The 13,334-nt window shown below is 41.4% G+C and carries 17 protein-coding genes; 10 read left to right on the forward strand and 7 right to left on the reverse strand.

The features are described 5' to 3' along the window. Positions 1 to 54: 54 nt before the first annotated feature. Positions 55 to 372 carry a hypothetical protein gene (locus tag H6G69_RS13730; RefSeq protein ID WP_190687568.1) on the reverse strand — a complete coding sequence of 106 codons (318 nt, stop codon included), beginning with the start codon at positions 370 to 372 and terminating at the stop codon, positions 55 to 57. A gap of 505 nt (positions 373 to 877) precedes the next feature. Between H6G69_RS13730 and H6G69_RS13735 the strand changes: the two genes are divergently transcribed. The 7 genes from H6G69_RS13735 to H6G69_RS13765 all read left to right on the forward strand — a co-directional run bounded on the left by H6G69_RS13735 (position 878) and on the right by H6G69_RS13765 (position 9,045). Then, a complete protein-coding gene (locus H6G69_RS13735; RefSeq protein ID WP_190687571.1) occupies positions 878 to 1,036 on the forward strand; it encodes a hypothetical protein in 159 nt (52 codons plus the stop codon). A 14-nt stretch (positions 1,037 to 1,050) separates the two neighbouring features. Beyond that, entirely contained in the window at positions 1,051 to 1,884 is an 834-nt protein-coding gene (locus H6G69_RS13740) for a photosystem II manganese-stabilizing polypeptide (RefSeq protein ID WP_190687574.1), read from the forward strand. 967 nt (positions 1,885 to 2,851) lie between these two features. Continuing rightward, positions 2,852 to 3,628, forward strand: a complete 777-nt coding sequence (locus H6G69_RS13745; protein WP_190687577.1) for an RNA polymerase sigma factor SigF — start codon at positions 2,852 to 2,854, stop codon at positions 3,626 to 3,628. A gap of 163 nt (positions 3,629 to 3,791) precedes the next feature. Then, the gene (locus tag H6G69_RS13750; protein ID WP_190687580.1) at positions 3,792 to 4,643 is read left to right on the forward strand and encodes a hypothetical protein; all 852 of its coding nucleotides are present in this window, start codon (positions 3,792 to 3,794) and stop codon (positions 4,641 to 4,643) included. 2 nt (positions 4,644 to 4,645) lie between these two features. Continuing rightward, complete coding sequence (locus H6G69_RS13755; protein ID WP_190687584.1) at positions 4,646 to 4,891, forward strand: hypothetical protein; 246 nt, start codon at positions 4,646 to 4,648, stop codon at positions 4,889 to 4,891. Positions 4,892 to 5,243: 352 nt separating this feature from the next. Beyond that, positions 5,244 to 8,792 carry a hypothetical protein gene (locus H6G69_RS34800; RefSeq protein ID WP_397326925.1) on the forward strand — a complete coding sequence of 1,183 codons (3,549 nt, stop codon included), beginning with the start codon at positions 5,244 to 5,246 and terminating at the stop codon, positions 8,790 to 8,792. 109 nt (positions 8,793 to 8,901) lie between these two features. Further along, a complete protein-coding gene (locus H6G69_RS13765) occupies positions 8,902 to 9,045 on the forward strand; it encodes a photosystem I reaction center subunit VIII (protein WP_190687587.1) in 144 nt (47 codons plus the stop codon). A 194-nt stretch (positions 9,046 to 9,239) separates the two neighbouring features. Here H6G69_RS13765 and H6G69_RS13770 read toward each other — a convergent pair whose 3' ends face one another. The 6 genes from H6G69_RS13770 to H6G69_RS13795 form a co-directional block, all read right to left on the reverse strand. Further along, positions 9,240 to 9,362, reverse strand: coding sequence for a photosystem II reaction center protein J (locus tag H6G69_RS13770; RefSeq protein ID WP_062295774.1), 123 nt, complete (start codon positions 9,360 to 9,362; stop codon positions 9,240 to 9,242). A gap of 68 nt (positions 9,363 to 9,430) precedes the next feature. Then, a complete protein-coding gene (locus H6G69_RS13775; RefSeq protein WP_071989460.1) occupies positions 9,431 to 9,550 on the reverse strand; it encodes a photosystem II reaction center protein L in 120 nt (39 codons plus the stop codon). Between the two features lie 9 nt (positions 9,551 to 9,559). After that, entirely contained in the window at positions 9,560 to 9,697 is a 138-nt protein-coding gene (psbF, locus tag H6G69_RS13780; protein ID WP_015139785.1) for a cytochrome b559 subunit beta, read from the reverse strand. Positions 9,698 to 9,706: 9 nt separating this feature from the next. Then, entirely contained in the window at positions 9,707 to 9,955 is a 249-nt protein-coding gene (gene psbE / locus H6G69_RS13785; RefSeq protein WP_190687589.1) for a cytochrome b559 subunit alpha, read from the reverse strand. 120 nt (positions 9,956 to 10,075) lie between these two features. Then, positions 10,076 to 11,083 carry a photosynthesis system II assembly factor Ycf48 gene (locus H6G69_RS13790; RefSeq protein WP_190687592.1) on the reverse strand — a complete coding sequence of 336 codons (1,008 nt, stop codon included), beginning with the start codon at positions 11,081 to 11,083 and terminating at the stop codon, positions 10,076 to 10,078. A gap of 90 nt (positions 11,084 to 11,173) precedes the next feature. Beyond that, positions 11,174 to 11,509: a rubredoxin gene (locus tag H6G69_RS13795; RefSeq protein ID WP_190687595.1), complete on the reverse strand. Its 336-nt coding sequence runs from the start codon at positions 11,507 to 11,509 to the stop codon at positions 11,174 to 11,176. Between the two features lie 195 nt (positions 11,510 to 11,704). On the opposite strand from H6G69_RS13795, the gene ndhC reads away from it, so the two are divergent. From ndhC to H6G69_RS13810, 3 genes are read left to right on the forward strand one after another with little or no spacing between them, the layout of a single operon-like run. Further along, the gene (gene ndhC / locus H6G69_RS13800) at positions 11,705 to 12,067 is read left to right on the forward strand and encodes a photosynthetic/respiratory NAD(P)H-quinone oxidoreductase subunit C (protein ID WP_015115283.1); all 363 of its coding nucleotides are present in this window, start codon (positions 11,705 to 11,707) and stop codon (positions 12,065 to 12,067) included. Beyond that, positions 12,058 to 12,792 carry an NADH dehydrogenase subunit K gene (locus H6G69_RS13805; protein ID WP_190687598.1) on the forward strand — a complete coding sequence of 245 codons (735 nt, stop codon included), beginning with the start codon at positions 12,058 to 12,060 and terminating at the stop codon, positions 12,790 to 12,792. Before ndhC ends, H6G69_RS13805 begins: the two co-directional genes overlap by 10 nt. After that, entirely contained in the window at positions 12,785 to 13,312 is a 528-nt protein-coding gene (locus tag H6G69_RS13810; RefSeq protein ID WP_190687601.1) for an NAD(P)H-quinone oxidoreductase subunit J, read from the forward strand. The genes H6G69_RS13805 and H6G69_RS13810 overlap by 8 nt, the downstream gene beginning before the upstream one ends. Positions 13,313 to 13,334: the final 22 nt, after the last annotated feature.

Here is a 13,334-nt window from a genome sequence, read left to right on the forward strand (position 1 = left end):
GGGGAGTGAAGCATGATTTTAGCTGATTAAAGGGCGATCGCTTTGAGAACTTGACTAGCCTTTGTTTTCTTCCAGTTCATCTTGTAACAAATTTGCTAAAAAAGCTCGCAGTTTCATCCGCTCGATATACGGCCAACCACCTTCAGTTTCAATATCTTTTAAAAGAGAATAAAGTTGCTGGCGATTTTCCGGCAGGCTCTCTTGAAAAACCCCATCTCGAATTTCTCGATGTAAATATTCTAACTGCCGCAGCAAGTTTAAAAGCGCAATCGGGTCTTTGTGACATATTTGAGCTACATCGTATACGGATGTGGCAATTTTTTGTAGTTGCTCAGAAAAATCTGTGGATTCAAAATTTTGATTGTTGCTCATGCAGCGATATTTGCCAAAATTAGGACTACTCAAATTTACCGAAGATTGTCAGCTTTCAGGCGCGATCGCTAATTTCTAGTAAACCACTATAAATCCAGTATATATGTGGCTTCTGAAAGCTCATAGCCACCGCTGATCACTGATTTTTCCACTTTTGAGGCTGATACAAGTGTTAATTGCCCCAGATGAACTTAGGGTTTGGGGTACATAGAATCATAAAATCTTCTTGTTGGACAAGTTTTGATATCAGCCTCAAACATAATTTTCCTAACTCAGCACCACTGACAGGGTAATTGCGATCTCTTGTAAAAGAGTTTCGCAGCGTTTAATAAAACCTCCCAAAAAGCTAGATGGGATCAAAGACTTATGAGTTTAGACCAGGGTGCTTTGATTTTGAGTTAAAAAAAATCGTATGATCTGGCTGATTTCCCTATAAAGCAATGGGTTGTATGTAGTGGCAATACATACATAATACAGAACGACTTCATCAACGCTGTAAATACCTATGGTAGTTGCAAATTATGAAGCCGTAGCGATGTTAGGAGCGTCACTCCCCTCTTCTGGCAAGCCCCACTCCCAAAGTCAGGCTTACCCTAAGTTGGGACAGCTTCTCGTCAGAGATCAAAACTTTGTGCAGTTTTACAACTTAGATATTAATTTTTGACATTGAGGTTGACCATGAGGTATCGCGCTTTAATTGTTGCATTCTTGGCTTTATGCCTGGGGCTATTAACTGCTTGTAGCGGTTCCCCAGAAGCTAGTAGTAGAGATTTACTTACTTACGAGCAAATTCGTGGTACTGGCTTGGCTAACAAATGCCCTCAATTGGCAGAAACAAGCCGTGGCTCTATTCCTATTGATAACAGCCAGTCTTACGCTATCAAAGAACTGTGCTTAGAACCCACTAGTTTCTTTGTTAAGGAAGAACCTGCTAACAAACGGCAAACAGCAGAATTTGTACCTGGGAAATTGTTGACCAGATACACTTCTACAATTGACCAAGTTCAAGGCCCTTTGAAGTTCAATTCTGATGGTAGCTTGACTTTTGTCGAAGAAGATGGTCTAGATTTCCAAGCTATTACTGTTCAGCTTCCTGGTGGTGAAAGAGTACCTTTCCTCTTCACAATTAAAAACTTGGTTGCTCAAACACAAGCTGGGTTAACTAGTATCAACACCTCCACCGACTTTGAAGGTGAATTTAAAGTGCCTTCCTATCGTGGTGCAGCCTTCCTAGATCCCAAAGGTCGCGGTATCGTTACTGGTTATGACAACGCAGTGGCTCTTCCTGCTCAATCAGATGATGAAGAACTCACCCGCGCTAATATCAAACGTGCCGATATTCTCAAAGGCAAAATTTCTCTACAAGTAGCTAAAATAGATAGCTCTAGTGGCGAGATAGCAGGTACTTTTGAGAGTGAACAGCCATCTGATACTGACTTAGGTGCAGGCGAACCCAAAGAAGTCAAGATTCGCGGTTTATTCTTTGCACGGGTTGAACCAACTCGCGCCTAAATTTCGCAACTTACTCAAATCTCAAACCAGAGATTTATAGCCATTAGGCATCATAAAATTTCATACCTCTGGTTGAAGATTGACAAACAATTTGGCTAAATTAGCCTCAATCGCAACATATTCAAAGACAAAAGGGCGAAAAGCCCTTTTTTTATTACCTTTTGAAGTCAACCGAAATCACTGAACCGAGGACAATGTTGATCAAGAAAGGCAGGGGGTAGGAGGCTTTTATGAAATTCTGCTTCCTGCAATCTGCCACGACAGAGAGGGAGTAAGGGTTTAAGACCCCTCCTGAATAAAACCTTCTGACTTGAAAGTGCTGAGTGCTGAGTGCTGAGTAAAAATGCTAGTCTCACTTTCATACTTGGCTATGAAACTTGTTTCATCGAAACTGCCCTCAGCATAGCTGCCTTCTGCCTTCTTCAATTCGCTAGGCGCGAAGCACGAGAAATAATTTTTTCTGATTTCCACTCCCATGATTTTTTCTAGAGTTCTCCCCAGTCCCGCGCCTCTTTTCCTCTTCTTTGACAGCCTCAATAAAAATTAATGACACTTGCGTAAGTCCTGTATTAAATAAAATTAAAAAATGTATTAATTACTTTTTATTTTAACAGTAATTATACGGATTAAATATTTTTGGTTGTGTAGATTCGACATCAAATAACAACCTAACAAGCAATTAAATAAGTTAAGTACAATCTCGGTTTGAAAGAGAGTAAATTATTTTATATTTTGTCTCTATGTGGTTTTGAACAAACTACAGATAAATACCAATTTTCATTAAATAAAAAATGATTTCGCTTCTTTAAATATTGCTCAATTGTTAAAAATATCCTAGTGATAGCCAGTTCATAATTTACTAGATTTACACAGTCACTCTAGTAGGCTATTCACTTGGATACATGGCAGTTGTAGCAGATTTAAAAGCGAGTACTTAACTGTTTATTTGCTAAATAAACAAGGTGCTATGCCTACTACAACCACCAATGAACTGAAGCATGAAATTTGGCAATTGTTGCGAGAATATCAGCAATCTAAGTCTGAAAATGTACGCAATCAACTGGTAAAACTTAATTTTGGACTAGTCAGAAAAGAAGCTCACTACTGGATTAATCAATGTCGTGAAAGTTATGATGACTTGCTCCAGGTAGGTTGTTTGGGTTTAATTAGAGCTATTGAAAGATTTGAAATTTCTAAAGGACACGCCTTCAGTTCCTTTGCTATCCCCTATATTCGAGGTGAAATTCAACACTATCTGCGAGATAAGGGGGTGACAGTCAGAATTCCCAGACGCTATTTAGCCATACAACAGCAAGCTATTGGCGTTTCTCGTTCCCTACGAGAAAAATATAACCGCCAGCCCACAGACTCTGAATTAGCAGCAGCATTAGAAATTAGCCTGAGTGAGTGGCAAGAAATCAAACTAGCATGGGTTAACCGCGCTCCTTTGAGCTTAGATGTTCCAGTACAAGATTCTGAAGAAGGAGCTACTAGTTTAGGCGAATTAGTTCCCGATCCCCGCTATCGTAGCTTTCAACTTGCACAAGAAGACCAACTACGACTACAACAAGCATTATTTCAGCTAGAAAAATGTACTCGTGAAGTTTTGGAATGTGTATTTTTGCAAGATTTAACTCAAAAACAAGTAGCAGAACACTTAGGTATTAGTGTAGTTACTGTTTCCCGGAGAGTTAAAAAAGGTTTAGATTCCTTAAAACATCTTATGTGTACAGCCGACGATTAAGTTCCAGTTATACAAAACCGTATTTTTACTGGTTTTATCTGACTATAAAATAGCCTTAAAATTTAATAATTTAGGTTATAAAAGGAAAATACTTTACCTGAGAGATAAACAGGCTTTGTATATTTCTCGAAATAGATTTTCCGATAGCTTTTGAGAGCAGCTAATGGCCATAAAATCAAAAATTGCAATTGCAACTATTCTTTCTTTAGCGATCGCCGGGTGTGCTTCAGAAGACACACCACAAGCCAGTAATCCGACAACGCCGCCTGTTCCTTCAGTCGCATCACCAGCAGCTAAACCACCAGCCGCGGCTCAACCTCAATCTTTCGGTCATCCTGTAGTACCTGGGAAAAAAGCGACCAATGTTGCTTTTATCGCTCCTGCTACTACTTTGATTCAGCCAACTGATGGCAAGACCCGGATAGATTTATTAGTCAAAGGAAGGCCAGATCCGTTTGCTCAAATTGTGAGTTCGCCTGGTTCGGAAGTGGCTATGAATACGAATGCAAAACAAATTCCCTTGTTACCGCCTCTACCTACACCTAAAATCCAAAAGCAGAAAGTTCCAATGGCTATTGCTTTTGCGAAAAAACCTATAGTCAAGCTAGTACAGACACCAAAATCTGTGCTACCTAAGGTTTTGCCTCAAGTTATTCCTAGTTCTAGCTTTGGTTCTGTATTACCACCAGCACCACAACCGGAATTGGCAAAAGCCGTTATGGTGACTGGTGTAGTTTTAATTGGTAGAGAACCATTAGCTATCTTGAAAATCCCCAATGAGCCTTCAAGCCGCTATGTACAAGCAGGACAACGATTAGCTAACGGTCTACTGGTTAAACGTATTGAAATGAATGAGGGTTCAAATCCAGTCGTGATTCTGGAACAATACGGTATTGAAGTTGCCAAAATGGTAGGAGAAGGCTCTGCTAACTCGATACCATCAGAAACATCTTCTACTAACTCGGTTTCAGTTACTACACCCCCACAAAACCCTCTTCCGGTCGGAGCGTCTTAAGGATGGATACTCAAGAAAAATTTGAATTTGCTGGTTTACCTTTGGCTGTTTATCGGGAAATTGCGGCTCATTTACGTCAGGTTGAAGGCGTGGAAGCTAGTTTAATTCCCCAGTCATCCCAAAAGTTTGATTACAACCAAAGTCAAATTGATGGGTTGTGGATAACTTGGGGGCCGAATTCTCGTCCTGCTAGTCGTCAACGCGTACAACAAATTCTGGCTTATTACCACAGCCTCTACGGTGTCTGAGAACTTGTGGTCATGGATTTTATTAAAAATGATCTTAAGAAATTCAGTTTGCTAGGGTAAAGTCAATCTTCCATTCTTCATGACTGTTGATTGGGCAGTCTTTGGCTTTACCCTACTTAGTAATTTTTAAAATACCTTTGCGTAGAGAAGGCAATTATTTAGTTTTTAGCTGTCTATAAGCTTTCCGTTTAATTGCGTATACTTAGATCATAATAAAAATTGAAAAAAAAATGTCAGTGTTTGAACCAAAACGTGATAAGAAGTGATGCAATTATCAATTGCTGAGGTAAACTTGCAAGCAAAGTAATGCAAAATATTACTCAGCTGCTCTTCGGTCTGGGCATCACTCAAAATGGAACACTGGCAATTTTTAATCCAGAAACAGGGCGATCGCTCTTGGCACACCTTGGAATCGCCAAATATACAAATTTTGGAAGGTCGGTACAGAGTTTTGGCTCGCTCTAACCTTCCTAATACCGATGTGGAAGTGCGAGTAACTCACTCTTCAACTCACGAAGTTCCGCCAAAACGGCGAATTCAAAGGCAATCACGACGCACTAACTCAGAAGGTTTGATGGCGGTCATTCCTTTTACCCACTTGAAGTTGGGAATATGGGAAGTACGCTGTTCTGGCGATTTGATGTCAGATATTTTGGGTAAATCTTGGCAGTATAGTATTCATTTACAAGTATTATCTCAACTACCAAATCAAGAAGTAGAGAATTTCCCGGGTGGAGGTAATGGAGAGTCAAGTTCTCTTGACTTCATGATTCAATTACCCAATCAAAAAAATATTCATGAGCCAGAACGCTTCCTGGTTAGCATTTCGCCAGAAACATTAGCTCCTAGTGAAGCACCTCAAGAACTTACTTTGATAGCCAGCGATCGCAACATCATATTAACCACAGAAGAAACTACTGACAGTAATACAGTTACAAGCGAACAAGCTATTGACGCAGTTTCTTTAGAGGTAGCATCTTCTGGAGAAACTGAGAAAACTACTGATAGCGATTTAGCAACTACTGAATTACCGAATGCAGAAATTTCCTTAACAAGCGATCGCGCTCTCGGGACTTCTACAGAGGAAATTGCTGATACTGAAGCAATTACCAGTGGACAAATTTCCTTAGAACCAACTCTCCCAGATGCAACGGCAGAAATTAGTGGCACTGAAGCAACCACTAATGAATTACCCAGTGAAGAAATTTCTGTAGAAACCAATCTATCAGGTTCAACGGAGGAACTAACTGACAGCAATGTAGTTACTGCTGAATTAGCTGGTGAAGAAATTCCTTTAGAATACAGCCTCTCCGATTCGACAGAGGAAATCACGAATAGTGATGCAGTTACTAGCGAACTGCCTGGTGAAGAAATTTCTTTAGAACAGCCTCTGCTAGATTCAACAGAGGAAATTACGAATAACGATGCAGTTACTAGCGAACTGCCTAATGAAGAAATTTCTTTAGAACAGCCTCTGCTAGATTCAACCGAAGAAAACACTAACAGCTATTTAGTTGCTACTAACATCCCTGCTGATACAGAAGAGTATGCCATTATCGATCAGCCTGCTAGCCCGTTATGGTTGAAAGGTGACACAGCAGAGCAAATTTTACAAAATTTAATGGAGTTAGCTTTACCAACGGCTGAATTGCTATTAGATGATGAAGAATTTGAAGAAGATCCAATCATCCCGCCAGCACCTCCGCTATTGCTGACTTTAGAGCGAGAAAATTATATTGCTCGTTGGGGGCAAGGACTAGGTATTAATGCGAGGGTAGAGTTACAGGAAAATACAAGCCTGGAAAATGAGCCAGAATACGCAACAATTCTTTATGCACTGGAAGCTAGGATTGAACTACGTTCACCTTTAAGTTCGGCTGTATTGGCTCAATTCAGGCAACCTTTAGCAGAGAATTCACTGCCTTTAACGATTAATACAGCCATTAACATTCCAGCTGAGTGTGATTCTAAGCTACTTTTAGGAGAACTCAATTTATACGGCGCACTCACTGATTTTGGTGAGGTGATGCTTTTAGCCAGTCGGTCGTTTACAGTGATGGCGGAAGTTACAGAGTTACTGGCAATTACAGCTGTTAGTAAGTTAAGTCAGCAAAACTTTTTAGAAAATGGCGCATTATCAGTTTCGGTTCCTAGCCAAGAATCAGCTGCATCTGTGAGTTTGGGTTTGGAACTGTTTAATTTGGTGAAAACTTCTCCTAACCAACCGCAAACAATTTTGCCGTCACCAAGCCAGCCTCTACCGCCGCAAATTAATTTGTTAACGCTCAAGAAAACAGAAGATTTGCGATCGCCAAAACTACCAAAGCTACCGGAAGTCCAAAATAGTGCGATCGCTACTGATGATGTCATACCAGAACCTGCTTCACAAGCACAGGCGGAACTTGAGGAAAATCATGAGGCAATATCAACCCCAACAACAATCCCTCTAGCCCCCATAAATTTAGAACAGCTATCGATTAAAAATCGCCGTAAGTTCTTGCTGGGCAATACTTTTCCCTTTCTCAAACGCCTCGAAACTTTGCCAGTTGAAGAAACGGCAGCAACGGCTAGTGCATCTCCAGAGTCAGAGATTCCCATAGCCGAGGAATCATTACAGTTGACAGCCAATACTGATGAGTCGGCTAGTTCAGAAACAGAGGATTCTTTGCCATTGGCGGTGGCTGATCCCAAGGATGAAAATTCAGAATTACCAGATGATTCAGTCGCAGAAGTAATCGAATCTTTACCCGAAGTTGCTGATACGCCAACTTTAGAACTGAGTGACGAAGCCAATATTCAACAAACTGTTTCCTTAGATGCTGATTCCCATTCAGCAGTCTTAACTAAATCTGTTCCAGAAATAATTGACGCACAAAGTTTAGGATTTAGCGAGGATGCGATTACTCAACCAACTGTGCCAAATACTACATTTGTAGGAGAAGGTAATCCTTACTCGTCACCTTTAATCAGAAAATGGATGCAGAGCCAAGGCTATTTCGTTCCTGAACCACCGCCATTGCCGCCTGTGCGGTATCAAAGCCAGGAAACTGAGATATCAGAAGAGCAAAATCTGCCCAATGAAGCAGAACCGGAACCTCTAGAGCCTAGCTGGGAAATATCTTCTGTAGATACTGATTTGTGGTCTAATTCGGAAACGAATGTGAGCGAAGACAACCTCGCCGAAGAACTTTGGGGGGAACCAGAAACAAGTCAGAGCGAAGAAAACCTGAGCGCAGAGCTTTGGGGAGACTCAGAAACAGGCATAATTACCGAGGATGCTGAAAATTTACCAATATCAGCAGAAACTCAAACAGAAAATGTACCTCAAGATGAAGCTACGCCTACATTACAATTATCTCAGTTAGCCTTGAGCCAAAAAATCAAAATACCACGGGCTTGGTTGGCGCAAGAAATTGTGGTGGATGACACTTACAGTGAATCGGATGAAAGCTCTATTCAGAGTTTGGTTGTAGAAAGTAGACAGCCTAATCATTCTGCTGTGTTGACTTCAGTGGCTATAGCAGCCGAAATGAGTGAACCTTTGCCTATTCCTCAACTACACATACCAGAAGGTGAGTTGATTGCAGGTCAATCTGTGCGAGTGCGTGTAGAATTGCCGGAAGTACCACCACAAGTTGTGGTGAAGCTATGGATTGAGGATTTTCAAACTCGTGGTTTGTTAGATGGCCCCCATGTGTTAAAAGATTTGCTACCTAATCTTTTAGGTGGAGTAGAAGTGATGACACAAATCAATGTTCCCTTTGGCTGTGTGGAAATTCGTTTAGAAGCGATCGCTTTCCACACTTCTACTCAACAAGAAAGTCACAAAGTTACGGTGGTGCGGACTGTAATTCCCCCAGACTTGCCAAATTTGCAAGTTGATGAATTGCTTGGTTTGTAAACACAAGCTTTACATAACTGTGTTAAAAATCTTTAGAATTTAAAAAATCTGTCTGAATTTGCAGTAAGCTCATTTTGAATTGTAGTGTGATTTAACAGGAAACTTTACCATGCCTACTGAACTTTTCCCACACATTTTGGGCTATTCTGCTTCCTACTTATCTGCTATCTTTGTTCCCGTTATTGGTTGGGTTCTACCCATCGGAACATTCGCGTTTTTATTGTTATACATTGAGCGCGAAGATATTGCCTAAATCGATAATTAGTGATAGGTAATTGAGCGTTTTAAATTTGACCAATTATCTATTACTAAAGTTTAGTTCACTGGTTATAAAATTAATCAGTGATGATTAAACCGCCTGTCTCATCGAGATAGGCGGTTTTTTAATGCTGTATTTCTAAACTGATGCTAGAAAATTCAGACTATCTTATAAAGTTCAATTCGCTGTTATAGCGAAGAACCAATTCCAGCGTAGGCTCCATAGAAGAAAATGCCTACAACAGTAATTACGCCTAAGCCTGCGATTGTAGCTACAACCCACAGGGGAATTCTTCCAGTTCCAGCAGACATTTTCCTCCTCCCTTTAACAACAAATCAACACAAATTAGATAAACAAAGTTTCCCAAAAACAGTTCCAGTTAGTTAAAGAAGTAACTGGAAAATAGAATACCGAGAACGAAAATGAGTAACAATCCCAGGTATAAAGAAGTACGGTTAAGTTCAACCGGTTGGTTATTGGGATTGGGCGTTCTTTCCATGATTTGCTCCTAGCGTTGAATAAATTGCATTGCGGCGATCGCGCCCAAAAAGAATACGGTAGGTACAGCTAGAGTATGAACAGCCAGCCATCTAACTGTAAAAATTGGATAGGTAACTGGTTGATTAATGTTATTTCCGCTAGTCATGATTTCAAACTACTTTCCAATAAATTGTTCAACTTGTTGTTTAGCTTGATAACGGTTATTCACAATGGGCAATTCTTGCCGTGTTTGTGTGTAATATTCGTTAGGGCGAGGTGTGCCAAATACATCATAAGCCAGCCCGGTGCTAACAAATAACCAGCCTGCAATAAATAATGCGGGGATGGTGATGCTGTGAATTACCCAGTAACGAACGCTGGTAATAATGTCCGAAAACGGACGTTCTCCAGTGGTACCTGACATTTAAATCCCTACCTTCACAAAGACTATTATTGAGTTTATTATCCTACAAAGTTTAGAAAGAGTAACAAGTTGCAACGTTCTTCTCAGAAATCAGAGTGAACACCTAAACTTTAGCTAGGTCTAAGCGGCTTTTTCTGTCTCGGCGTTATATTTGAGCAGCACGCCGCGATCGCCGATAATAAATCCTTGATCGGGCTTGAGAAAAACTATTTTATATAGATTGGCTGCAACTTCTTCAACATCACGGTCTTTTTCCCAGGTTTTGCCACCATCAGTACTGCGCAATAAGTTACCGCTACCGCCGCCTATCCAAATTTCTTCGGGTGTGCGATATGCCAAATCTAGTAAACCCCAACTTGTAGATAACTCTGGATATAAGGCTTCTTGCCATTCTTCAGTGTTATTGGGTTCGCTAAACTGCACTTGACCACCCCGCGCTAATAACCACAGTTGTCCGTTATTGTTGAAACCCATGTTTTCGACGCGGCGCGAACTGTTGCGGTTATGGGGAACCCAAGCATTTTGTCCTGGTTCCCAAGTCGAGAAAAAGCTACCTTTAGCGGAAACTGCGACATATTTACCGTCAGCAGAACGTTCCATATTTCGCACTACACCGACAGCTGCTTCCACTTGGGCTTTCCAGTTGAGTCCGCCATCGGTAGTTTTGTAGATTGCACCCACATCAGTGGCCATTTCTGCCGAATTAGTTCCCAAAGCATGAACGGAAATTGGATTACCTGGTAACTTTTCGCTCAAGGGAATCCGTGACCAAGAACGGCCTTCATCGTTAGTATGCAGTAGCAAAGAGGGTTCACCGACTATCCAGCCTTCTTTACCAGAAAAACTTACGGAGTCAAAGCGATACCGGGCATCATCCAGTTCTAAGGTAAGAGGTTGCCAAGTTTCACCACCGTTTTTAGTTTCTAGAAGTGTGGCGTTGCTACCCACTATAAAACCATGCTGAGAGTCTTGAGTAAAAGCAATATCCAGTAACTTCTCGTTGGTTGGCAAATTAATAATTTCCCAGGGGTTGAAGCTAGTGGAAGGCACTTTGCTACAACCGATACATAAAACAACTACCATTAACAAGGCAATTATGCGTTGCCAACTTCTGACAATGAGATGCATCTGTATTTCTTAGTGGTTTCTAAATTCGTTTAGGTTTTACCTGAAGAGCTGCGATCGCTCTTTAAAATAGGTAAAAAAAGATAGCGGGTCTTATTGTAAGCCGTAAAGACTGATAAAAAACAAGAAAGCTAAAGCTAACGCCCCAAAAATTAAGATATTCTTTTGTCCTGGTGTGAGATTGTTAACTCCCAAGCCAAAACCGAGATTTTCTTTAAAACCGGATGCTGTACCAGAGGGGCCAATGTTGGTAAAAGCGGTTTTTTTGGCAGTACAAACTGGACATCGCCAATTTACAGGCAAATCTGTAAACAGTGTCCCAGAAGGAATATCATGCTTATCATCTCCCTTCTCAGGTTCATAAACATAACCGCAGGCGCGACACTCATAGCGGTCTAACGCTGGAGTCTCAACAGCTTGTTCGCTCATGGCTAAGGTCTCCCAGAGGGGAATTATTAAATATACGTTAAAAATTATGACATAACTGTTAGACTTTTCTATCAGTTCTAGAAACGAATCAAATACCTGAAATCCGTCTGTTTCCCAGATTTCAGAAAACTCGAAAAGATATAATGTAAAAGAAAGTAACAGCCTTAATTACACCATAAGCGGTAGAAATTCATTGTGTTTGTCCTTAGCGGTTACGAGTACTTTCTAGGCTTCTTAATTATCTGTAGCCTAGTGCCTGCCTTAGCGCTTTCTGCTTCCAAGCTTCTCAGACCAAGTGGTAACAGCCTGGAACGACTCACCACCTATGAATCTGGGATGGAACCCATTGGGGGAGCCTGGATTCAGTTCAACATCCGCTACTATATGTTTGCGCTGGTTTTTGTCGTCTTCGACGTAGAAACCGTGTTTCTGTATCCTTGGGCGGTAGCTTTCCACCGTTTAGGGCTATTAGCATTCATTGAGGCACTAATATTTATTGCAATTCTTGTAGTTGCCTTAGTTTACGCATGGCGTAAAGGAGCTTTGGAATGGTCTTGAATTCTGATTTAAGCACCCAAGACAAAGAGCGAATCATCAACCCCATTGAGCGTCCAACAGTCACTCAAGACCTTTCAGAAAACGTTATTTTGACAACGGTTGATGACCTCTACAACTGGGCTAGACTTTCGAGTTTGTGGCCTTTGCTGTTTGGTACAGCTTGCTGCTTTATTGAGTTTGCAGCGTTAATTGGTTCTCGGTTTGACTTTGACCGCTTTGGTTTAATTCCCCGTTCTAGTCCCCGCCAAGCTGATTTGATTATTACAGCCGGGACAATCACTATGAAGATGGCTCCTCAGTTGGTGCGTCTTTATGAGCAAATGCCTGAGCCAAAGTATGTCATTGCGATGGGAGCTTGTACAATTACTGGCGGGATGTTTAGTGTAGATTCTCCGACAGCTGTACGCGGAGTTGACAAGTTGATTCCGGTGGATGTGTACTTGCCTGGTTGCCCTCCCCGTCCAGAAGCGATTATTGATGCGATCATTAAGCTGCGGAAGAAAATCGCTAATGATTCCATGCAAGAACGTGATCAAACCAAGCAAACCCACCGCTTTTATAGTACGACTCATAACTTGAAGCCAGTAGAAGAAATCTTAACTGGTAAGTATATGCAGTCAGAAACTCGCTTCACTCCGCCTAAGGAATTGACAGAAGCTATTGGTTTACCAGTACCACCTGCGCTGCTAACTTCAAAAACCAAGGAGGAACAAAGCCGTGGCTGATGAAGAAACTAAACCAGTACCAGCAGCCGAAGATGCGATAGTTCCAGCTGGGCCTACTTCTCAGTGGTTAGCAGAAAATGGCTTTGACAATGAGTCTTTAGCACCTGATAAGAATGGCGTAGAGATTATTAAGGTCGGGCCAGAATTTTTATTACCCATAGCTACAGCTTTGTATGCTTATGGGTTTAATTATCTTCAGTTTCAAGGTGGTATCGACCTTGGCCCAGGACAGGAATTAGTCAGTGTTTATCACTTAATTAAGGTTGGTGATAATGCTGATAAGCCAGAAGAGGTGCGGGTTAAGGTATTCTTGCCACGGGAGAATCCTCGAGTGCCTTCGGTGTACTGGATTTGGAAAACGGCAGACTGGCAAGAACGCGAAAGCTACGATATGTTCGGCATTATCTACGAAGGACACCCAAATCTGAAGCGGATTTTGATGCCGGAAGATTGGGTGGGTTGGCCTTTGCGGAAGGATTACGTCTCGCCTGATTTTTACGAGTTGCAAGACGCTTATTAGAAAGTGCTGAGTGTCAGCTAGT

Source organism: Nostoc sp. FACHB-110, assembly GCF_014697425.1.
In the GTDB taxonomy this organism is placed as follows: Bacteria; Cyanobacteriota; Cyanobacteriia; order Cyanobacteriales; family Nostocaceae; genus Nostoc_B.

Excerpts from the sequence above, each read along its gene's own strand:
- H6G69_RS13730 (WP_190687568.1), bottom strand. The coding sequence starts at position 372 with ATGAGCAACAATCAAAATTTTGAATCCACAGATTTTTCTGAGCAACTA.
- H6G69_RS13735 (WP_190687571.1), top strand. The coding sequence starts at position 878 with ATGGTAGTTGCAAATTATGAAGCCGTAGCGATGTTAGGAGCGTCACTC.
- H6G69_RS13740 (WP_190687574.1), top strand. The coding sequence starts at position 1,051 with ATGAGGTATCGCGCTTTAATTGTTGCATTCTTGGCTTTATGCCTGGGG.
- H6G69_RS13745 (WP_190687577.1), top strand. The coding sequence starts at position 2,852 with ATGCCTACTACAACCACCAATGAACTGAAGCATGAAATTTGGCAATTG.
- H6G69_RS13750 (WP_190687580.1), top strand. The coding sequence starts at position 3,792 with ATGGCCATAAAATCAAAAATTGCAATTGCAACTATTCTTTCTTTAGCG.
- H6G69_RS13755 (WP_190687584.1), top strand. The coding sequence starts at position 4,646 with ATGGATACTCAAGAAAAATTTGAATTTGCTGGTTTACCTTTGGCTGTT.
- H6G69_RS34800 (WP_397326925.1), top strand. The coding sequence starts at position 5,244 with ATGGAACACTGGCAATTTTTAATCCAGAAACAGGGCGATCGCTCTTGG.
- H6G69_RS13765 (WP_190687587.1), top strand. The coding sequence starts at position 8,902 with ATGCCTACTGAACTTTTCCCACACATTTTGGGCTATTCTGCTTCCTAC.
- H6G69_RS13770 (WP_062295774.1), bottom strand. The coding sequence starts at position 9,362 with ATGTCTGCTGGAACTGGAAGAATTCCCCTGTGGGTTGTAGCTACAATC.
- H6G69_RS13775 (WP_071989460.1), bottom strand. The coding sequence starts at position 9,550 with ATGGAAAGAACGCCCAATCCCAATAACCAACCGGTTGAACTTAACCGT.
- psbF (WP_015139785.1), bottom strand. The coding sequence starts at position 9,697 with ATGACTAGCGGAAATAACATTAATCAACCAGTTACCTATCCAATTTTT.
- psbE (WP_190687589.1), bottom strand. The coding sequence starts at position 9,955 with ATGTCAGGTACCACTGGAGAACGTCCGTTTTCGGACATTATTACCAGC.
- H6G69_RS13790 (WP_190687592.1), bottom strand. The coding sequence starts at position 11,083 with ATGCATCTCATTGTCAGAAGTTGGCAACGCATAATTGCCTTGTTAATG.
- H6G69_RS13795 (WP_190687595.1), bottom strand. The coding sequence starts at position 11,509 with ATGAGCGAACAAGCTGTTGAGACTCCAGCGTTAGACCGCTATGAGTGT.
- H6G69_RS13805 (WP_190687598.1), top strand. The coding sequence starts at position 12,058 with ATGGTCTTGAATTCTGATTTAAGCACCCAAGACAAAGAGCGAATCATC.